The organism is Pseudomonas sp. LAIL14HWK12:I10 (genome assembly GCF_900184205.1).
Taxonomy (GTDB): domain Bacteria; phylum Pseudomonadota; class Gammaproteobacteria; order Pseudomonadales; family Pseudomonadaceae; genus Aquipseudomonas; species Aquipseudomonas kermanshahensis.
In genome coordinates, this window is sequence record NZ_FXWU01000010.1 from 23,071 (window position 1) to 43,507 (window position 20,437).

Annotated in this window: 15 protein-coding genes; 7 read left to right on the forward strand and 8 right to left on the reverse strand. The window is 62.9% G+C overall.

The genetic code is table 11. The features are described from left to right. Positions 1-82: 82 nt before the first annotated feature. Positions 83-2,458 carry a phosphoenolpyruvate synthase gene (gene ppsA, locus QOS90_RS21025; RefSeq protein ID WP_027596677.1) on the reverse strand — a complete coding sequence of 792 codons (2,376 nt, stop codon included), beginning with the start codon at positions 2,456-2,458 and terminating at the stop codon, positions 83-85. Positions 2,459-2,635: 177 nt separating this feature from the next. Here ppsA and ppsR point away from each other — a divergent pair, with 177 nt between their 5' ends. Next, the gene (gene ppsR, locus QOS90_RS21030) at positions 2,636-3,454 is read left to right on the forward strand and encodes a posphoenolpyruvate synthetase regulatory kinase/phosphorylase PpsR (protein WP_085273661.1); all 819 of its coding nucleotides are present in this window, start codon (positions 2,636-2,638) and stop codon (positions 3,452-3,454) included. 85 nt (positions 3,455-3,539) lie between these two features. Here ppsR and QOS90_RS21035 read toward each other — a convergent pair whose 3' ends face one another. Beyond that, a complete protein-coding gene (locus QOS90_RS21035; RefSeq protein WP_085273662.1) occupies positions 3,540-8,405 on the reverse strand; it encodes an NAD-glutamate dehydrogenase in 4,866 nt (1,621 codons plus the stop codon). A gap of 274 nt (positions 8,406-8,679) precedes the next feature. Here QOS90_RS21035 and QOS90_RS21040 point away from each other — a divergent pair, with 274 nt between their 5' ends. Further along, positions 8,680-9,033 (forward strand): hypothetical protein, encoded by a 354-nt coding sequence (locus QOS90_RS21040; RefSeq protein WP_027596680.1) that lies wholly within the window; start codon positions 8,680-8,682, stop codon positions 9,031-9,033. 56 nt (positions 9,034-9,089) lie between these two features. Here QOS90_RS21040 and QOS90_RS21045 read toward each other — a convergent pair whose 3' ends face one another. Both QOS90_RS21045 and QOS90_RS21050 read right to left on the reverse strand, forming a co-directional pair. After that, positions 9,090-9,374: a type II toxin-antitoxin system RelE family toxin gene (locus QOS90_RS21045; protein WP_027596681.1), complete on the reverse strand. Its 285-nt coding sequence runs from the start codon at positions 9,372-9,374 to the stop codon at positions 9,090-9,092. A 7-nt stretch (positions 9,375-9,381) separates the two neighbouring features. After that, the gene (locus tag QOS90_RS21050; RefSeq protein ID WP_027596682.1) at positions 9,382-9,615 is read right to left on the reverse strand and encodes a type II toxin-antitoxin system Phd/YefM family antitoxin; all 234 of its coding nucleotides are present in this window, start codon (positions 9,613-9,615) and stop codon (positions 9,382-9,384) included. A 463-nt stretch (positions 9,616-10,078) separates the two neighbouring features. Here QOS90_RS21050 and QOS90_RS27685 point away from each other — a divergent pair, with 463 nt between their 5' ends. After that, the gene (locus QOS90_RS27685) at positions 10,079-10,291 is read left to right on the forward strand and encodes a hypothetical protein (protein ID WP_256577470.1); all 213 of its coding nucleotides are present in this window, start codon (positions 10,079-10,081) and stop codon (positions 10,289-10,291) included. Between the two features lie 23 nt (positions 10,292-10,314). On the opposite strand, the gene QOS90_RS21060 is transcribed toward QOS90_RS27685, so the two are convergent. The 3 genes from QOS90_RS21060 to QOS90_RS21070 form a co-directional block, all read right to left on the reverse strand. Then, entirely contained in the window at positions 10,315-10,680 is a 366-nt protein-coding gene (locus tag QOS90_RS21060; RefSeq protein WP_027596684.1) for an avidin-fold protein, read from the reverse strand. A 209-nt stretch (positions 10,681-10,889) separates the two neighbouring features. Further along, the gene (locus QOS90_RS21065; protein WP_085273663.1) at positions 10,890-13,979 is read right to left on the reverse strand and encodes a MexW/MexI family multidrug efflux RND transporter permease subunit; all 3,090 of its coding nucleotides are present in this window, start codon (positions 13,977-13,979) and stop codon (positions 10,890-10,892) included. After that, positions 13,976-15,073, reverse strand: a complete 1,098-nt coding sequence (locus QOS90_RS21070) for an efflux RND transporter periplasmic adaptor subunit (RefSeq protein ID WP_027596686.1) — start codon at positions 15,071-15,073, stop codon at positions 13,976-13,978. Before QOS90_RS21070 ends, QOS90_RS21065 begins: the two co-directional genes overlap by 4 nt. Positions 15,074-15,187: 114 nt before the next feature. Here QOS90_RS21070 and soxR point away from each other — a divergent pair, with 114 nt between their 5' ends. The 4 genes from soxR (at position 15,188) to QOS90_RS21090 (ending at position 18,911) form a co-directional block, all read left to right on the forward strand. Continuing rightward, positions 15,188-15,634 (forward strand): redox-sensitive transcriptional activator SoxR, encoded by a 447-nt coding sequence (gene soxR, locus QOS90_RS21075; RefSeq protein ID WP_027596687.1) that lies wholly within the window; start codon positions 15,188-15,190, stop codon positions 15,632-15,634. Positions 15,635-15,798: 164 nt separating this feature from the next. Next, complete coding sequence (locus tag QOS90_RS21080) at positions 15,799-16,569, forward strand: aldolase (protein WP_189662755.1); 771 nt, start codon at positions 15,799-15,801, stop codon at positions 16,567-16,569. Positions 16,570-16,613: 44 nt separating this feature from the next. Beyond that, a complete protein-coding gene (locus QOS90_RS21085; RefSeq protein ID WP_027596689.1) occupies positions 16,614-17,507 on the forward strand; it encodes a dihydrodipicolinate synthase family protein in 894 nt (297 codons plus the stop codon). 189 nt (positions 17,508-17,696) lie between these two features. Further along, entirely contained in the window at positions 17,697-18,911 is a 1,215-nt protein-coding gene (locus QOS90_RS21090; RefSeq protein ID WP_085273664.1) for a benzoate/H(+) symporter BenE family transporter, read from the forward strand. Here QOS90_RS21090 and QOS90_RS21095 read toward each other — a convergent pair whose 3' ends face one another. Then, positions 18,912-20,228, reverse strand: coding sequence for a T6SS phospholipase effector Tle1-like catalytic domain-containing protein (locus QOS90_RS21095; RefSeq protein WP_085273665.1), 1,317 nt, complete (start codon positions 20,226-20,228; stop codon positions 18,912-18,914). Positions 20,229-20,437: the final 209 nt, after the last annotated feature.

Here is a 20,437-nt window from a genome sequence, read left to right on the forward strand (position 1 = left end):
AAAGGGCGGGAACCATTACTGGAACTCGCCCTGGATAAAACCAGGCGGGGGCGCGCCAGACGCGCCCCCGCAATTCACTGCATCAGGCTGCGCCCTGGCCCTCGGCCAGGAAGAACCAGGTCTCGAGCACCGAGTCCGGGTTCAGCGACACGCTTTCGATGCCCTGTTCCATCAGCCATTTGGCCAGGTCTGGGTGGTCCGATGGGCCCTGGCCGCAGATGCCGATGTACTTGCCGGCCTTGTTGCACGCCTGGATGGCGTTGGCCAGCAGCTTCTTGACGGCAGGGTTACGCTCGTCGAACAGGTGCGCAATGATACCCGAGTCACGGTCCAGGCCCAGGGTCAGCTGGGTCAGGTCGTTGGAGCCGATCGAGAAGCCGTCGAAGTATTCCAGGAACTCTTCGGCCAGAATCGCGTTGGACGGCAGCTCGCACATCATGATCACGCGCAGGCCATTGTCGCCGCGGGCCAGGCCGTTTTCGGCCAACAGGTCGATGACCTGGCTGGCTTCGCCCAAGGTGCGCACGAACGGCACCATGATTTCGACGTTGGTCAGGCCCATTTCGTTGCGCACGCGCTTCAGCGCGCGGCATTCGAGCTCGAAGCAGTCACGGAACGATTCGCTGATGTAACGCGAAGCGCCACGGAAGCCCAGCATCGGGTTTTCTTCTTCCGGCTCGTACAGCTTGCCGCCGATCAGGTTGGCGTATTCGTTGGACTTGAAGTCCGACAGGCGCACGATGACCTTTTTCGGGTAGAAGGCTGCCGCCAGGGTGCTGATGCCTTCGACCAGCTTCTCGACATAGAAGCCGACCGGGTCGTCGTAACCAGCGATGCGCTTGTCGACGCTGTCCTTGAGCTCTGCCGGCAGGCCGGCATAGTTCAGCAGCGCCTTGGGGTGCACGCCGATCATGCGGTTGATGATGAACTCCAGGCGCGCCAGGCCGACACCGGCGTTGGGCAGCTGGGCGAAGTCGAAGGCACGGTCCGGGTTGCCGACGTTCATCATGATCTTGAACGGCAGGTCCGGCATGGCGTCGACCGAGTTCTGCTTGATGTCGAAGCCCAGCTCGCCTTCGAAGATGAAGCCGGTATCGCCTTCGGCGCAGGAGACAGTCACGCCCTGGCCGTCCTTGAGCAGTTGGGTGGCGTTGCCGCAACCGACAACGGCCGGAATACCCAGCTCACGGGCAATGATCGCCGCGTGGCAGGTACGCCCGCCACGGTTGGTGACGATGGCGCTGGCGCGCTTCATGACCGGTTCCCAGTCCGGGTCGGTCATGTCGGAGACCAGCACGTCGCCCGGCTGGACCTTGTCCATTTCCGACACGTCGTTGATCACGCGGACCTTGCCGGCGCCGATGCGCTGGCCGATGGCGCGGCCTTCGACCAGTACGGTGCCTTTCTCTTTGAGCAGGTAGCGTTCCATGACATTGGCGCTGGAACGGCTTTTTACGGTTTCAGGGCGGGCCTGAACGATGTACAGCTTGCCGTCGTCACCGTCTTTGGCCCACTCGATGTCCATCGGGCGCTGATAGTGCTGCTCGATGATCATGGCCTGCTTGGCCAGTTCGTTGACTTCGGCGTCGCTCAGGCAGAAGCGGGCGCGTTCGGCGCGGTCGACTTCGACGGTCTTGACCGAACGACCGGCCTTGGCCTCGTCGCCGTAGATCATCTTGATCGCCTTGCTGCCCAGGTTGCGGCGCAGAATGGCCGGGCGGCCTGCCTGCAAGGTGTTTTTGTGTACGTAGAACTCGTCAGGGTTGACCGCACCCTGCACGACGGTTTCACCCAGGCCATAGGCGCCGGTGATGAACACCACGTCGCGGAAGCCCGACTCGGTGTCGAGGGTGAACATCACGCCAGCGGTGCCGGTCTCGGAGCGGACCATGCGCTGCACGCCGGCCGACAGGGCCACCAGCTTGTGGTCGAAGCCCTGGTGCACGCGGTAGGCAATGGCGCGGTCATTGAACAGCGAGGCGAACACTTCCTTGGCCGCGCGGATCACGTTGTCGACGCCGCGGATGTTGAGGAAGGTTTCTTGCTGACCGGCAAACGAGGCGTCCGGCAGGTCTTCGGCGGTGGCCGAAGAGCGCACGGCAACGGCCATGTTGTCGTTGCCAGCGGCCATTTCGGCGAAGGCCGTACGGATTTCCGCATCCAGACGCGCCGGGAATTCGGCTTCCATGACCCACTGGCGAATCTGCGCGCCGGTTTTGGTCAGGGCGTTGATGTCATCCACGTCCAGCGCATCGAGTGCGGCATGGATCCGGTCGTTGAGACCACTCTGTTCGAGAAAATCGCGGTACGCCTGCGCCGTAGTGGCAAAGCCGCCCGGCACCGATACACCAGCACCCGCAAGGTTGCTGATCATCTCGCCCAGGGATGCGTTCTTGCCCCCCACATGCTCCACATCATGGACGCCGAGCTTATCGAGGGAAACTACGTACTCTACCAAGGTGATCTCTCCACTAACTGTGTTGGAAAAGCTCAAAGGCGCCCGCCTGTCTGCTTTGACTTGGCCGGGCGTTTGTGGCCTGTACCTGGAAAATAAGTGAGAATGCCGACAGCCGCATTCGGCAAACCGAACTTATCATATCCAAGAAACGTCATCAGCTTAAGGCCCAGGGTGCAAATGAAAAGAACCGCGTTCTTCATCTCCGACGGCACCGGCATCACCGCCGAGACCCTGGGGCAAAGCTTGCTCGCTCAATTCGAAAGCATTCCGTTCAACAAATTCACCCGCCCCTACATCGATACGCCAGACAAAGCGCGCACCATGGTGCAGCAAATCAACGCTGCCGCCGAGCGCGATGGTGTGCGCCCGATCATCTTCGACACCATCGTCAATCAGAACATCCGCGAGATCCTGGCGACCTCGAATGGCTTCATGATCGACATCTTTTCGTCGTTTTTATCCCCGCTCGAGCAAGAATTGACCGCCCATTCGTCGTATTCCGTGGGCAAATCCCACTCGATTGGCGGCAACTCCAACTACATGGAGCGTATCGAGGCGGTCAACTTCGCCCTGGACAACGATGATGGCGCGCGCACGCACTACTACGACAAGGCCGACCTGATTCTGGTCGGCGTCTCGCGCTGCGGCAAGACGCCAACCTGCCTGTACATGGCCATGCAATTCGGTATTCGTGCGGCCAACTACCCGCTGACCGAAGATGACATGGAGCGCCTGCAACTGCCGGCGGTGCTGAAAAAGCACCACAGCAAGCTGTTTGGCCTGACCATCGACCCGGACCGCCTGACGGCCATCCGCCACGAGCGCAAGCCCAACAGCCGCTATTCCAGCTTTGCCCAGTGCGAGTTCGAGGTGCGCGAGGTAGAGAGCCTGTTCCGGCGGGAGAACATTCCCAATATCAATTCCACGCATTTTTCGGTGGAAGAGATTTCGGCGAAGATTCTGGTGGAGAAAGGCGTGGAGCGGCGGTTCAAGTAAGCCTGCAGCGGCCTCTTCGCGGGGCAAGCCCGCCTAAAAAAGCCCCGGCATCGCTGCCGGGGCTTTTTTCATTTCAGACCACCGATCAGGACGGCACCACCACCGCCTGCCCGCTCATGGCCAGGTCGACCAGCTCGCGGTTGGCCACCGCGTACATCGCATAGTCAGTCCCGGTGGCATTGCGCAGGTCGTCCAGCATCGCGCGCCAGCGCTCGACCATCACCCGGTGTTGCTCGGCCCACAGCGCCACCCGGGCATCCATGTCCTGCGGTGCATCGACCATTTGCAGCACAGAAATGGTGATCGCCCGCTGCTGCAGGTCGATATCGTCGCGGAACGCCTCGCGGGCCAGGGCCTGCCAGTTGTTTTCCACCGGCAGGTTGCTGATCTCCTGCAGGTACCAGGTCAGGTCCAGCGAGCTGCCCACGGCGAAGAACGCCTTGGCCACCTGCGCCGGGTCATGGCCGGTCACATCCGCCGCCTCGATGATCGGCAACAAGGTGTACAGGTGGCTGGTACCGGCCACCATGCGCGCCAGCAGCTCTGGCACACCGGCGTCGACGAAGCCCTGGTAGCGCACCATCCAGCGCTCGCGGGTCGGGCCTTCCAGCAGTTCGTCAAGCTTGAGCCCCAGTTGCGCGATTTTCGGCCCGAAATGCGCGGTATCACGCCCGGCATCCTGCTCGTTGCGGCGGCTGCGCAGGAACCAGCGCGTGGCACGGCGGCCCAGGCGCATCAACTCGTCCATCAGGGTCAACTGGATTTCGGCCGGCACCTGATAGTCCAGCGCTTCGATCTGACGGAACCAGTGCGGCAGGTGGAAGATGTCGCGCACGATCACATAGGCGCCCGCCACGTTGGCCGGGCTCATGCCGGTCGATTCCTTCAGGCGCTGGACGAAGGTGATGCCCATGTTGTTGACCAGGTCGTTGGCGATCTGGGTGCTGACGATCTCGCGTTTCAAGCGATGACGGCGCATGGACTCGGCAAACTTGCTGACCAGTGACGGCGGGAACGCGGTCTCCATGTCGCGGGTCAGGTAATCGTCGTCCGGCACCAGCGACTTCAGCAGTTGCTCCTTGAGGTCGATCTTGCTGTACGAGATCAGCACCGACAGCTCGGCACGGGTCAGGCCCTGGCCAGCCGCCAGGCGCTCGGCCAGTTGCTCTTCGGACGGCAGGAACTCGATGGCTCGGTCGAGCTTGCCACGCCCTTCCAGGTCCGCCATCAAGCGCTTGTATTCGGCAATCCGCTCGCGAGCGCGGCGGGCCGCCAGGGACAACGCCTGGGTCTGCTTGTAGTTGTTGCCCAGCACCAGCGCGCCGACTTCTTCGGTCATGCTGCCGAGCAACTGGTTGCGCTGCTTCTCGGTCATGTCGCCACCCTGCACCACTTCATTGAGCAGGATCTTGATATTGACCTCGTGGTCCGAGCAGTCCACGCCGCCGGCGTTGTCGATGAAGTCGGTGTTGGTCGCGCCGCCATTGAGGCCGAACTCGACCCGGCCAAGCTGGGTCATGCCCAGGTTGCCGCCCTCGCCCACCACCTTGCAGCGCAGCTCGTTGCCGTTGACGCGCAGGGCGTCGTTGGCCTTGTCGCCGACATCGGCGTGGCTCTCGCTGCTGGCCTTGACATAAGTGCCGATGCCGCCGTTCCACAGCAGGTCGACTGGCGCCTTGAGCAGGGCATTGAGCAGCTCGGTCGGGGTCAGGCGGTCGGCTTCGATGGCAAAGCGTTCTTTCATCTGCGGGCTGATGGCAATGCTCTTGGCACTGCGCGGGAAGATCCCGCCGCCTTCGGACATGATGCTGGTGTCGTAGTCGCTCCAGGCCGAACGCGGCAGGTCGAACAGGCGCTTGCGCTCGGCGAAGCTGTTGGCCGGCTCCGGGTTCGGGTCGATGAAGATGTGCAGGTGGTTGAACGCCGCCACCAGCTTGAGTTTGTCGGACATCAGCAAGCCATTGCCGAACACGTCGCCGGCCATGTCGCCGACGCCGATCACGGTAATCGGGTCTTCCTGCACGTTGATGCCGCGCTCGCGGAAGTGGCGCTGTACACCCACCCAGGCGCCACGGGCGGTGATGCCCATCTTCTTGTGGTCATAACCGGCCGAGCCGCCCGAGGCAAAGGCGTCGCCCAGCCAGAAGCCGTAATCGATGGCGATGCCGTTGGCGATGTCCGAGAACGTCGCGGTGCCCTTGTCGGCGGCCACCACCAGGTACGGATCGTCTTCATCGTGCCGCACCACGTTGGCCGGCGGCACCACGCCCCCGTCCTTGAGGTTGTCGGTGATGTCGAGCAGGCCAGAAATGAAGATGCGGTAGCAGGCAATGCCTTCGGCAGCGATCTCGTCACGGCTGCCGCCCAGGGGCAGGCGGCGCGGCAGGAAGCCGCCTTTGGCGCCGACTGGCACGATGACCGAGTTCTTCACCTGCTGGGCCTTGACCAGGCCGAGCACCTCGGTGCGGAAGTCTTCCTCGCGGTCTGACCAGCGCAGGCCGCCACGGGCGACGTTGCCGAAGCGCAGGTGCACGCCTTCGACCCGTGGCGAATAAACGAAGATCTCGAACTTGGGTACCGGCTTTGGCAGCTCGGGGATCAGCTTGGGGTTGAACTTGAAGCTGAAGTACGACTTGTTGTGGCCGTTGGCATCGGGCTGGTAGAAGTTGGTGCGCAGGGTGGCCTTGATCAGGTCCAGGTAGCGACGCAGGATGCGGTCTTCATTGAGCACCTGAACATCGTCCAGCGCCGTCAAGATCGCCTGTTCCAGACGCTGCTGCTTGTCGTCCAGATCGTCTTGGGTCAGTTTGCGCGCCAGGTAGAAGCGGGTCTTGAACAACCGGGTCAGTTCGCGGGCGATACCGGTGTGGTTGTTCAAGGTGCTAGCGATGTAGCCCAGGTCGAAGCCCAGGCGGATCTGCTTGAGGTAACGGGCATACGCACGCAGCAGCGCCACATCGCGCCACGGCAAGCCGGCGGTCAGCACCAGGCGGTTGAAGGCGTCGTTCTCGGCATCGCCGCGGACGATGTGGATGAAGGCGTCCTGCAGGGTGTCGTTGAGCTGCTGGATATCCAGGCTCAGGCCTTCGCTGTAGGTGAAGGCGAAGTCATGGATCCAGTACTCACGGCCATTGGCGTGGCGCAGGCGATACGGGAACTCGCCAAGCACGCGCAAACCGAGGTTTTCCAGAATCGGCAAGACATCGGACAGCGCCAGCGGGGTGTCGGCGTGGTACAGCTTGCAATGCAGGGTACGCTCGCCGACCTGGGTCAGCGGCTGGTAGAAGCTCATGGCCAGCGGCTTGCTTTCAGACAACCCCAGCACATGCTGCAGGTCGACCACGGCCGAGTGCGCCGCGAAGCGCTCGCGGTAGCCCGCCGGGAAGCCTTTGGGGAAGTCGGCCAGGATGTTGGTGCCTTGGGCTTCGCCGAAGTTCTCTACCACCAGGGTCGAGTAATCGTCCTGCCACGAGCGGCAAGCCTGGATCACTTCGTTTTCCAGCTGCTGCGGGTCGATGTCGATGCGGTTCTTCGGGTCGACCCGCAAAATCAGCTGCACGCGCGCCAGCACCGATTCGGAGAAGAAGGTCCAGAACTCGCAGTCGCTGGCTTTGAGGCGCTCCATCAGCACCTGCTGGATCTTCTGCCGCACTTCGGTGGAGTAGACCTCGCGCGGCACGTAGGCCAGGCAGTAGCAGAAGCGGCCGTATGGGTCTTTGCGCAGGAACACGCGAATCTTGTTGCGCTCCTGGATCTGCACGATGGCCATGACCGTGCTGAACAGCTCGTCGATCGGGGTCTGGAACAGGTCGTCGCGCGGCAGCACTTCGAGCACCTGGGCCAGTTCCTTGCCCAAGTGGGCCTTGGGGTCGAAGCCCGAACGGCGCTCGACTTCGGCCACCTTGACCCGAATGTACGGGATGGCGTGCACGCTCTCGCCATACACCGAGGAGGTGTACAAGCCCATGAAGCGGTGTTCCTTGACCACCTTGCCATCCGCGTCCAGCTGGCGGATCGACACGTAGTCCGGGTAGGCCGGGCGGTGCACGCGGCTGGGCAGCGCGGCCTTGGCGAAGGACAGCAGCAGCGGCTCGTTGAGGTAGGCTACGGCGTAGTCTTCGATACGCAGCTCTTCAGGCGTCAGCCCCACGCGCAGGCGCCGTGGCAGGCCGAGGAACGACTGTTCGTCGTAGACCATCTGGCCGCCATCGCTGCCGCCCTGGACGGTGAATTCTTCGTAGCCGAGGAAGGTGAAATGGTTGTCCAGCAGCCACTCGAGAAACGCCTTCACCTCGCCTTTGTCATGCTGCGCCGGGCCAAACGCGGTCTGTTCCACCAGCGCCACGACTTCGCGCAGCTTGGCCTTCATCGGTTCGAAATCGGCGACCGCCACCCGCACTTCGGCCAGCACTTGTTCGATTTCACGGGCCAGCACCGTCAGTTCGGCGGCGTTGGCGCAGCGGTCGATCTCCAGGTACATCAGCGACTCATGGCGCACGCCTTCGCCGTGGGTACCCTTGGGCAGCAGCTCCAGCAGCTCGCCCTTGGCACCGCGGCGTACGCTCAGTACCGTGGTTTGCAGGGTGTGGATGCTGTAGCCACGGCGGTTGAGCTCGGTGCGCACCGAGTCGACCAGGAAGGGTAAATCATGGTGCAGCACCTCGACCACGGTGTGGGTCGATTGCCAGCCGTTGCGTTCGTAATCAGGGTTGTACACCCGCACTTGAGGTTGTTCGGCGTCGAAGCGCTCGATGATGCGCCAGGCAGAAAGGGTACAGCCAGCCAGGTCGGAAAGCCTGCGCTGGGTGAGTTCGTCCATAGAGATGATGCCGAAGAACTGTTCGGCGAACAGCGCCACTTGTGGCAGTGCCTGTTCGCTGATGTGCTGCGCCAGAGCCGCTTGCAGTTGATGCTGGAAGTCGGCCTTGCTGGCTGCGGTGAAAAACGCCATCTGTGGTACTCCGCTTGGGCTTTGTAATAATTGAAGCGTCGCTCGCGTGCGCCGTGTACGGATCAACGATAGCCAACCCGTGGCATGGCGGACGGTTATAACCAGGCGTTGGACGTGCACAGCACGCCCAGGGCTCGCCGAAGCTTAACGACTGAGTAGTCACCAACGCTTGCAGCGCTGCGACAATTTCGGTCAAGGGGGGGTAACTTTACGTTTATGGATACGTGCAAGACTGTCAGAATTCCCTTCCGTTTCCTTTGACCTGAGCCTGTCCATGCAAATCAAGACCGCCCTGCTCTTCGCCACCCCTTGCGATGACGAGGAAGACAACATGGCAACCCTCTGCTGCCACAGCGACAAGGGTCAGATGTTCCTGCTTACCCGTTACCCAGATGAAGACACGGTTGACCTGACCCTGGATGACGAGCCGTCGACGCTGGACGGGCTGAAAGTGACCCTGAGCGCGCAGCGCCTGCTGATCGAAGTGGCGGCCGGGGACCGCGATGCGCTGAGGGGGGATGAAGCGCTGGAGATCATCCTGACCAGCGAACTGAGCGACCTGGACGAGGTGAAGGAGACGCTGCAGAACATTCTTGAGGGGACGGGGACGTTTGTCTGCGAGGTTTGAGGGCTGTCATTTCCCAAGCAGGAAACCCTAAACCTCGCCGAAGCGGGACTTAGGGTTTACACACGTTTGTAGGCTGCTTCGTACACTTCATCGTCGCGTCTGGCACCTATGCAGAGAACCAGAACGATCTCGGTGCCGTTAATTCGATAGACAATGCGCACATCGCCTGTGCGAATTCTGCGGCAACCCGCCAGCACGCCCCTAAGGGGCTTGCCTAGCTTGTCAGGCTCGCCTCCTGCGATACGCTCACGCACCACTCTGAGGACTCTTTGTGCCTCCGCGCGCCCAAGCTGCAGAAGGTCATTTTCTACTTCAGGGTGAAACCTGACATTCCAGATCATCGCGTTCCTACCTGAAGCGAGCCTCCATGTCTTCAAGGCTCACGCTATTTTCCTCTTTCAGGCTGAGTAGGCGCTCGGCAGCCAGCCGTTCTGCGCGCAGATCTTCGAGCTCGTCCTGCATGGCTTGGTAGGCCTCAACACCTATCAGCACAGCAGCCGGCTCGTTGTCCTTGAAAATGACGAGGTGGGTTGCATCCCCGCTCGTCACTTCCTTTAAACGCGCTCCAAACGTTCTAGCCATTGCCGTAGCAGACACCGCCTGCTCAGCTCTGGTCATTAGTCCAGCCATCGCATGCTTGCTCCCATCGGTTTGCTGCATTGCCTCCAGAGAGTAAAGGGAGACGGGAGGAGATGCAGCGGCTCCCCCGAATCGACAACACACAATATTGCGTAAAATCATACGCAAATCAACACACACAAACGCCGTCCTGATGCATGGTATGTGCTGTGCGACACGACGCGGAAAGCGCGAGACTAAATTCCCAACGTGCAGCGTGCAACGGGATAAAGGGAATCGGAGCGGGTTTCGAAAATGACCTACATAGCCTGACTATGGGTGCATGCCCAGGCGCGGCGCGCAGACCGGGATCAGGTACTCATCGAACAACACCGTCAGCGACCGATCATCAAGGCCATCTCGCAAATACAGTACTTAGGCATCGCAATCGCCGCTTGTTTCCACCACCTCCCCGCTCACGGTTTCAATGGACAGGCACAACGCCGAGTTCAGCGCTTACAAGCTCAGCCTGGGCAGCAACCAGCGCAAGCTGAGCGCCTGTGGCGTGGCGTTCCTCGACAACCCGGCGGTGTACCCATCCCAGGCCGTGCCGGATACGCTGTTCCCGATCCAGACCCTGTCACCGGCAGGCATGCGCTTGAGCACCCGGCTGTGGACCCGGGTGATCAGCGGCAAGTGAGCGCTGCGGGGGGGGGGCTGCTGCTACTCGACGAGCTCGACGTAGCGGGATTCGCCACCCCCCGTCGCCCCCGACAACCAGCCCCAAACGAAGTGCAGCGTGGTGCGACCGGCTTGATCGAGCCCCACCGTACCGCGCGACCAGCCGGCCAGCATTTCACCTTCGGTGGTCAAACACTGAAAAAGAAGCTCGATCGTGTCGGGGCCTGTAACACGGCCTACCTGATTGCCAATCCGGATCCTGCCGCCCTGATAGTGGCTGGTTATGGCGCTTCCATCGACAACGTAATGAAAGACCGTGCCAGCACCGGAGAGCCCTTGTGCATTGTTCGCTACCGCGAATCGGCGATTGTGCAGGCGCTCGGCGACAGGTGAAAAAGCAGTGTCCATCAGTGTCGTGTCCTTCCAGTGAGAGTCCATTTTGGCCTACGCGCACCTTAAACCAGAACGCGCCTAACCGGGCATTTGCGCGCCTGTTCCTCTGGGCTGGGCTGTCACGCAGAGAACAAACATCGCAAGCGAGCCCCGAATCCTGTGGGAGCCGGCTTGCCGGCGATGCAGGCGCCGCGGTATATGGCACCGGGGCGCCACATGAACACTCAAGGCACACTCAGCCCAACGCTCCGCTCGGCGTCTGCCAGTTGCTGTTTACGCAGGGTGGTCACCCGGTGATCACGCGCCAGCCAGGTGTAGATCGCCGGCAGCACGAACAAGGTGAACAGCGTGCCGATCAACATGCCGCAGACGATCACCACACCCAGCCCAAAGCGGCTGTTGGCCCCTGCGCCACTGGCAAATAACAGCGGTATCACACCGAAGGTCATCGCCGCCGTGGTCATCAACACCGGGCGCAGGCGAATTTGCGCGGCGCGCATAATGGCCGCCGCACGGTCAAGGTTGTCGCGCACCTGAATCTCGTTGGCGAACTCCACCATCAGAATGCCGTGCTTGCTGATCAGCCCGATCAGCGTGACCAAGCCAATCTGCGTATAGATGTTCAACGTGGCCCAGCCCAGCGCCAGCGGCAGCAACGCACCGCAGATCGACAACGGTACGGTCACCAGGATGATCAGCGGGTCCACCAGGCTTTCATACTGCGCGGCCAGCACCAGGTAGATCACCACCAAGGCCGCAAGAAAGGCCCACATCAGGGCAAAGCCTTCCTGCACATACTGGCGTGACTCCGATTGCCAATCATGGCTGAAACCGGGCGGCAACTCGGCGGCAAGCTGCTGCAGAAATGCCACGGCCTTGCCCATTGAGACACCGGGCGCGGGGATGGCCTGCAGGGTGCTTGCGTTCTGCTGGTCGAATTGCAAAAGGCGGTTAGGCGCGACCTGCAGGTCTAGGCGCACCACCGTGGACAACGGCACCAGGCTGCCATCTTCGGCCCGCACGTACTGGCGATTCAGGGCCGACGGGGTCAGGCGCTGGTCCTGGATGCTTTGCGGGATCACGTCATAGGCGCGACCGAACAGGGCAAAGCGGTTCAGGTACTGCTCGCCCACCAGCACGCCCAGCGACTCGCCGATGTCCTGCATGCTGATCCCCAGGCTGGCGGCCTTGGCGCGGTCGATGCTGACCTTGACCACCGGGTTGTTGTAGTCCAGGTCGCTGTCCACCACGCTGAACAAACCGCTCTCGCGGGCGCGCTGCTTGAGCACTTCCATGGTCTGGTACAGCACCGGGTAATCCTGGGCACTGCGCAATACCATCTGTACCGGCAAGCCACCACTGGAACCTGGCAACGACGCCACCTGGAAGGCGAAGATGCTGCTGCCCTCGATGTCCGCGACCGCCTGTTGCAGCTGCGCTTGGATTTGCGCGGCAGAGCGCTTGCGCTGCTGCCATGCACTGAGGTTGATGCCACCGAAGCTGGCCGCCGTCCCGTCGGTGCCGTTGATGATCCAGGTGTCGGTGGTTTCGGGAATCGATTTCATCACCTGGTCGAGTTTGCTGGCAAAGCGCTCGACGTAGTCCAGGCTTGCCTGTTGCGGCGACTTGATTGCCGTCAGCACGGCCGCCTGGTCCTCCGGCGGTGCGAGCTCGCGCTGCGGCAACAGGTACAGCCAGGGCAGGCTCAGGCAAACCAGCAGGGCCACACCAGCACTGAGCCAGCGCCGCGCCAAGGTAAACGCCAAGGCCCGGGCATAGGCCGCTGTGAGCGCAGCGAACACCCTTTCGGCGAACTGGGCCATGGCCCCATCCTGCTGGCCGGGTTTGAGCAGCAACGAACTCATCACCGGCGACAAGGTCAGTGCAACGACACCCGAAACGATCACCGCCCCCGCCAAGGTCAAGGCAAATTCACGGAACAACGTGCCGGTCAGCCCCCCCATCAAGCCGATGGGCGCGTACACGGCGGCCAGGGTCAGGGTCATGGCGATCACCGGCCCGGCGATTTCGCGTGCACCGGCCAACGCCGCCGCCACCGGTGTCTGCCCTTCTTCGATATGACGGTGCACGTTCTCCACCACCACGATGGCATCGTCCACCACCAGGCCGATGGCCAGCACCATCGCCAGCAAGGTCAACAGGTTGAGGCTGAAGCCGAACGCCAGCATCAACCCCGCTGCACCCAGCATCGATAACGGAATGGCCACCACCGCGATCGCCACGCTGCGCAGTGACCCCAGGCACAGCCAGATCACCAGCACGACGATCAGCATCGCTTCCACCAGCGTGCGCAACACTTCTTCGATCGAAGCCTCGATGAAACGCGCAGTCTCATAGGCCAGCGCCACCTTCACGCCGGGCGGGAGCGTTTGCTGGATCTGCGGCAACAATTCGCGAATGCCGTCGACGATGACCAGCGGGTTACCCGATGGCGTGGGGAACAACCCCAAGTGCACAGCGGGTTTGCCATCCAGGGTGGCACTGGTGCGGGTGGCCGCCGCGCTCAGTTCGACAGTGCCCACATCACGCAGGCGCACAAGGTCGGTGCCGTCGTTGCGGATGATCAGGTCACGGAAGTCCTCGACGCGGGTCAGGTCGGTGTCGACCTGGATATCGGCCAGCACGAACTGCCCGCGCACCTGCCCTGGGGTGGCCTGGTAATTATTGGCCCGCACCGCTTGTGCGACGTCGGCAGCCGTCACCCCGCGCCCGGCCATCTGCTCGCTGTCGAGCCACAGGCGCATGGCCAGGCTCTGCCCGCCGAAGGTCTGCACCTTGGCCACGCCGTCGATCCCCGAAAGCAGCGGCTCAACCACCCGCGACAGGTAGTCACTGAGTTCTGGGATGGACAGGGTCTGGCTGGAGAAGCCGACATACGCCACCGCCGTGGAGTCACCTGCAGACAGCTCCACCACCGGGTCGTAGGCTTTCTCGGGCAAGCGGTAGCGCACTTGGTTGACCTTGGCCATGGTCTCGGCCAGCGCCTGGGTCGGGTCTCGGTTGAGCAGCATGCGCAGGGTAATCAGGCTGCGCCCCTGCAACGATGATGACGACATGAAGTCAACGCCCTCAACCGAAGAAACCGCCTGGCTGATCGGCTGGGTCACAAAGCCTTGCATGAGTTCGGCGGAGGCGCCGGGGTAGTCGGTACTGATGGTGATGGTCGCGCTCTCCAGCAAGGGGTACTGACGCACCGGCAACTTGCCCAGGGCGAACAACCCCATCAGCACGATCAGGCTGCTGACCACCAGCGCCAGCACGGGGCGACGCACGAAGGTATCGGTGAAGTTCACGGTTGCTGCCCCCCAGCCACGTCCAGCAGGCTGTCTTCTGCGACCTGCTCGACCTGCATGCCATCACTCAATTTCAGCTGGCCGGAAACCACCACCCTGTCGCCCGGCGCGAGGCCCGAGGTGACTTCCACGCGCCCCTGCCAGCGCTCACCGGTCGTTACCGGTACCCGGTTGACGCTGGTGACGCCCTGCTGATCCTGCCTGGCAATGAACACCGTCTGCCCGTAGGCGGTGTAGGTGATCGCCGTTTCCGGCACGGCCAGCACCCTCGACGGCTGCGCGGCAGGCAGACGGACCCCGGCATACATGCCCGGCTGCAGTTGCCCATCCAGGTTTGGCAGGGCAGCCTGCACCTGGACCAGGCGTGACTTGCTGACCAGCGGGTCGACCGCCACTACCCGTGCCTGAAACGCCCGCCCGCGCACAGCATCGACGGTCAGTTCCAGCAGTTGCCCGACAGTCACTTCGGGGGCCGCCTGTTCGCTGAGGGAAAAATTGACGTGCAACTGGCGTGTATCCGTCAGGCTGGCAATCGCCTCGCCAGCGCCCAGGTACTGGCCCTGGTGAACACGGCGGATACCCACATTGCCTGCAAACGGTGCGCGTATGGCTTTTTGCGCAATCAGCGCTTCGACATGCTGCAGCTCACCCGCGGCCACATCCACCGCTGTGCTCGCGTTATCCAGCAGCTCTTGCGAAACGGCATTCAGCGCGCGCAACTTACTGGCCCGCTGCGCCGCGACCTGGGCATTGCGCAGCTTCGCCCGCAGTTGCACGCGCTGGGCCTGTTCGGGCGCATCGTTGAGCTGTACCAGCAACTGCCCGGCACGCACGGCCTGCCCCGACGCGAAGGCGATGTGGGTGATGCGCCCTGCCACCTCGGCCGCGACCTGCACCTGATTGACCGCCTCCAGCTCCCCCGATGCAAAACGTTGCCGCGCCAGGTCGACCGGCTCGGCAGTGGCCAGCGCAACTTTGGTGACCGGCCACGCCGCGGCCTGTTGGGCCGCTACCCTACTGCTCGTCAATGCGTAGGCGCCGACCAAGGCACCGACTGCGGCGACAGTCATGGCCAGTAACATCCTTTTGTTCATGCCTTGCTCCGATCAGCGGGGTGGTTGCAGGAAAGATCGGGCAGGACTATAAGAGCTCAACTTAACTTGAGGTCAACAGGTGTGACAGCCAAATCATCCACCAACAGCACGCGGCTGCTGACTGTCGGCGAAGTCGCCAAGCGCAGTGGCGTTGCGGTATCCGCCCTGCACTTCTACGAATCCAAGGGGCTGATCGCCGGCACGCGCACCGCCGGCAACCAGCGGCGTTACCCCGCGCTGGTGTTGCGCACCATTGCCATCATCAAGGTGGCCCAGCGCACGGGTATCCCCCTCGAGGTCATCAAGCGTGCCCTTGGCCGCTACCCGCCGAACAGCAAACTCACGGCAGCGCAGTGGGGTGAGATGTCATCGGCCTGGCGAGAAGACCTGAACGCACGCATCCGCACCTTGGAAGCGTTGCGCGACAGCCTGGACAACTGCATTGGCTGCGGCTGCCTGTCACTGGAAGACTGCCCGCTGCGCAACCCCGAGGATGTGCTGGGCAAGGACGGTGCAGGGGCGAGGATTCTGGAAAAAGAGGCCACCGCCAAGCACGAGTAAGGGATACCTGCGCAGGTCGTCATGGGGTGAGCCATGGCGCGATGACACTTCGCTTGCATATGACACAAAGTGTCATTAAGATCGGCGTGTGTCCTGAAGCCAGCCACGGCAACCAGGACGTCATCGCCCTTATCCCGTGCAGGTACCCCACTGTGACCACGACCATGCAGACCCCCAAGGACCAGCTCGTCAAACGTGCCCAACAGCAAATGCTGACTGCGCTGGCCGACAACACCTACACCCCGCGCCAGAAGCTCGCACTGACCTGCCGGATTCTGTTCGACGGCGGCCACGATTCGGGCCTGGCCGGGCAGATCACCGCACGCGCTGCGGAACCTGGCACCTATTACACGCAACAGCTTGGCCTGGGCTTCGACGAGATCTCGGCCTCCAACCTGCTGGTCGTGGACGAAGACCTGACGGTGCTGCAAGGCCAGGGCATGGCCAACCCCGCCAACCGCTTCCACAGCTGGCTGTACCGCGCACGCCCTGACGTCAACTGCATCATCCATACCCACCCGCTGCACAGCGCAGCCTTGTCGATGCTCGAAGTGCCGCTGGCCATCTCGCACATGGACCTCTGCCCGCTGTTCGACGATTGCGCCTTCCTCAAGGAATGGCCAGGCGTGCCGGTGGGCAACGAAGAAGGCGAGATCATCGCCAGTGCCATCGGCGACAAGCGGGCGATTCTGCTTTCCCACCATGGCCTGCTGATCGCCGGCCGCTCGATCGAAGAAGCCTGCGTGCTCGCCCTGCTGTTCGAACGTGCGGCGAGGATGCAGTTGCTGGCCATGGGCGCCGGTGAAATCCGCCCCATCCCCGAAGCACTTGGCAAAGAAGCCCATGACTGGATTTCCACGCCAAAACGCCATGGCGCCGCGTTCAGCTATTACGCGCGCCGGGCCTTGCGTGCCCATGGCGAATGCCTGGGCTGATTGCAGCTGTCCCCCTTCCTGAACAACGGCAAAGGTGCCTGGTCATGTCTACACCTGTAATTCGCGGCGTCATCGGCTACACCATCACTCCCTTCGCGGCAGACGGCTCGGTCGATCTAGCCGCCCTGGGCACATCCATCGACAGCCTGATCCAGGCCGGCGTGCACGCCATCGCCCCGCTGGGCAGCACGGGCGAAGGTGCCTACCTATCCGAGGCCGAGTGGGAAGCGGTGGTGCGCTACAGCCTCGAGAAAATCGCTGGCCGCGTACCCAGCGTGGTCAGTGTCTCTGACCTGACTACCGCACGTACCGTGCAGCGCGCCCGCCTGGCCCAGGCGTGCGGGGCCACGGCGGTGATGGTGTTGCCCATCTCCTACTGGAAGCTGACCGAGGCGGAGGTGGTCGACCACTACAAGGCAGTCGGCGCGGCAATCGACATCCCGATCATGCTGTACAACAACCCAGGCACCAGCGGCACCGACCTGTCGGTGGAGCTGATCCTGCGCATCCTCGGCGAGGTGGCCAATGTGACCATGGTCAAGGAAAGCACCGGCGACATTCAGCGCATGCACCGCCTGTACACCGCGACCGATGGCAAGGTGGCCTTCTACAACGGCTGCAACCCGCTCACCCTAGAAGCCCTGGTTGCCGGCGCCGCCGGCTGGTGCACCGCAGCGCCGAACCTGATCCCCGCGCTGAACCTGGCTTTGTGGGACGCCGTGCAGAAGGGCGAGCTGGCTGAAGCACGGGCACTGTTCTACCAACAGTACGCGTTGCTGGCGTACATCACCCAACGCGGCCTGCCCACCACCATCAAGGCCGGGCTGAAAATGCTTGGCCTGGACGTGGGGGCGCCGCGCCTGCCGCTGCAACCCCTGGACGCTGAAGGCAGTGCCTACCTGAAAGGGTTGCTGGACGCTTCAGCTGCGCGCACCTAGCAGCACGACGTGTAGGAGCAGCCTTGTGCTGCGAAGAGGCCGGTGAAAACACCGTGAATCGTCGCTGCTGTTAAGGCCCTCTTCGCAGCACAAGGCTGCTCCTACACGGCGTGCGCCACGCTGGCGATCATCGTTCTGCGCGAACACACGCAGAGGCACTCATCAATCACATAAGCACGGAGGCCACTTGTGACAACGCCTGCTCAACACCCATCGGCATCGCTTGGGCTGACCGACATCCTGCACCCCGCCATCGCCGGGTTGGTTTCGGTCATCGTCAACTACGGCGGCACGTTCATCCTGGTGTTCCAGGCAGCCAAGGTCGCCGGGCTAAGCCCGGAGCTGACCTCGTCATGGGTCTGGGCGGTGTCGATCGGGGTAGGTATTACCGGGCTTGTCTTGTCCTGGTACAGCCGTGAACCCTTGATAACGGCCTGGTCCACCCCGGCTGCCGCGTTTCTGGTCACGGCACTGGCCAGCGTGCCCTATGCCGAGGCCATTGGCGCGTACCTGCTGTCCGCTGCCGGCTTCGTAGTGCTGGGCCTGACCGGGTACTTCGAAAGGCTGGTCCGGATCATCCCTGGCGGGGTCGCGGCAGGGCTGCTGGCCGGCATTCTTCTACAGTTCGGCATCGGCGCGTTTGCCGGCCTGTCGGTCGACCCTGTGCTGGCCGGGTTGCTCATCGTGGCGTACGCGGTGTTCAAACGCTTTACTGCCCGTTACGCAGTCGTAGGCATCCTCGTCCTTGGCCTTGCTTACCTGCTGATCCAGGGTAAGGCCGGCCTTTCGCAACTGACGCTGGAAATCGCGACACCGGTGTTCACTGCCCCGGCCTTTACCCTCAATGCAGCCCTCAGCGTCGCGTTGCCGTTGTTCCTGATCACCCTGACCGGGCAATACATGCCCGGCATGCTGGTGCTGCGCAACGACGGCTTCAAGACCAGCGCCAACCCGATTGTCGCAGTCACCGGCCTGGGCTCCTTGCTCATGGCGCCGTTCGGCTCGCACGCGTTCAACATTGCGGCCATCACCGCCGCCATCTGCACCGGCAAGGAAGCCCATGAAGACCCGGCCAAACGCTGGATCGCGGGGATCGCCGCAGGGGTCTGCTACATCCTTGTGGGGGTATTCGGCGTCACGCTTGCCAGCGTGTTCATGGCACTCCCTGCCACCTTCATCACCACCCTCGCCGGCCTTGCGCTGCTGGGTACCATTGGCACTAGCCTTGCCGGTGCAATGGCCGACGCGAAGTCACGCGAAGCCGCGCTGATCACCTTTCTTGCAGCCGCTGCCAACATCACCCTGTTGGGTATCGGCGGGGCCTTCTGGGGCTTGGTCATCGGCCTGCTGGCCTACGCAGTGCTGAACGGGCGCGCCCCTGGGTTCAAGCGTACTCAGCCGTAATTACACCATCGGGTCTGCATGCTCCACCCGCCCCGCTTCGCCAGGCCGATTGACGAACAGCACGTCCAGCGTGCTGTTGCGCAGGCCCTTCACGGGGTTCCAGTGCGCCGAGGTGTGGATGTACTTGTCGCGCAGCAGGCGCTGCTCGTCCTCGGTCAGGCCAACATCAGGGCGGGAACCCAAGGCAAAGCCATGCAGCTTGCGGCTGATGTCCAGCAAGTCATCGGGCAGCCGATGGGCTTCATCGCCGCCCAGCTCGGCAAACGGCACCCCACCACGCACTGCCAGTTCACGCATGATGCTCAGGTACACCCGGGAAAGATGGCCGGCCACGTCCCTCTCCCGATAAACCGCCGCATACACCTGCTTTTGCGCCTCGTCCGGTTTGCCGCCGGCGATCGGCTGCTCCCAGGTCAGCACCCGCGGCCGCGGTTCGCCCAACTCAGCAAACGCCGATGTCAGCAAGGCGCTGGCCGCCGAGTAGGCGCGGGTGCATTCGGCTTTTGTGCGCACAGGCACCCGCTGCGACTGCGGTTTGCACAGCAGCACCTGCTCCTGCATGCACGGCAGGTAGCCCCCGCCAATGTTCGAGTGCACGCCCGGCACGACAATGTCACCCTCGCTGCGCACCAGCGGGAAGTTATGCCGGCGCTCGTCACCGGCCACCAATTGCACCACGTGCCGCGCAATGCCCTTGCCCAGGCCCAAGCGCAAGCCGCCGTGGCGAGCGTCAGCGGGGTCGAAGTCCCCCTGCAACGGCGCGACGATGGCCGCCACGGTGTCGAACAGGCCAATGAAATTGATGCACACAGCACACGAGGTGCCCAACAGGTTGCTCGCATCATCACACAGCACATTGGCCAGGTGCCTGGCGGCAGCGGCGCCACGACTGAACCCGAACAGGTCGAGTTCGACCCGCGCGAGCCGCGATTGCGGATACGCCAGGCACCAGCCCCGCAACTGGTCGGCAATCATTGTCACGGCCTCAGCGACGCGCGCCTCGACGCCGGTACGCCCACGCCCGGTGGCCGAGGCAAAACTGGAGTCCGCCGCCCCCGCGGTGGTGCCGATGCCCTCGACATACAGCTTGAGAAAGGCCATCGCGCCCGGCGCAGGGCTGCCGGGGGCTGGGTACAGCGCATGCAGCAAGGCCACATTGCTCCAGGCATTGCCATAGCTGGTACCTGCCAGCGGCCCAGCAGCCTGGACCGCCGCCGTGGCATTGCCCAGGTTGTTGCCGGTGCCATCAAAGAACACGCCAACGCGCAACGTCGTTGGCACAGGGGTATCGAAGGTACTGCGGTGGGTTTGCATCATCCTGCGTCCTGCTTGCTCAAAGAGCATCAGCAAGCGCCAGGGCACAGCGGCCGACTATCAGCCGACGCCGAAGGTTGCGCAGGACTTGTCGACAAGCCCACGCCCGACGGCCTGGATAAATTTGCCAGCCGCCATTGGTCGCCACCCCCCCGGATAGATTAAAGTATCACCCCTTGCCGAGGCAGCTGTTCCCAGCGCGCCTGCGGCCC

Bases quoted from the DNA above. Each gene is read 5' to 3' on its own strand.
- QOS90_RS21095 (WP_085273665.1), bottom strand. From the start codon at position 20,228: ATGATGCAAACCCACCGCAGTACCTTCGATACCCCTGTGCCAACGACG.
- QOS90_RS21080 (WP_189662755.1), top strand. From the start codon at position 15,799: ATGCAGACCCCCAAGGACCAGCTCGTCAAACGTGCCCAACAGCAAATG.
- QOS90_RS27685 (WP_256577470.1), top strand. From the start codon at position 10,079: ATGGACAGGCACAACGCCGAGTTCAGCGCTTACAAGCTCAGCCTGGGC.
- QOS90_RS21070 (WP_027596686.1), bottom strand. From the start codon at position 15,073: ATGAACAAAAGGATGTTACTGGCCATGACTGTCGCCGCAGTCGGTGCC.
- QOS90_RS21040 (WP_027596680.1), top strand. From the start codon at position 8,680: ATGCAAATCAAGACCGCCCTGCTCTTCGCCACCCCTTGCGATGACGAG.
- QOS90_RS21045 (WP_027596681.1), bottom strand. From the start codon at position 9,374: ATGATCTGGAATGTCAGGTTTCACCCTGAAGTAGAAAATGACCTTCTG.
- QOS90_RS21035 (WP_085273662.1), bottom strand. From the start codon at position 8,405: ATGGCGTTTTTCACCGCAGCCAGCAAGGCCGACTTCCAGCATCAACTG.
- QOS90_RS21085 (WP_027596689.1), top strand. From the start codon at position 16,614: ATGTCTACACCTGTAATTCGCGGCGTCATCGGCTACACCATCACTCCC.
- QOS90_RS21050 (WP_027596682.1), bottom strand. From the start codon at position 9,615: ATGGCTAGAACGTTTGGAGCGCGTTTAAAGGAAGTGACGAGCGGGGAT.
- QOS90_RS21060 (WP_027596684.1), bottom strand. From the start codon at position 10,680: ATGGACACTGCTTTTTCACCTGTCGCCGAGCGCCTGCACAATCGCCGA.
- ppsR (WP_085273661.1), top strand. From the start codon at position 2,636: ATGAAAAGAACCGCGTTCTTCATCTCCGACGGCACCGGCATCACCGCC.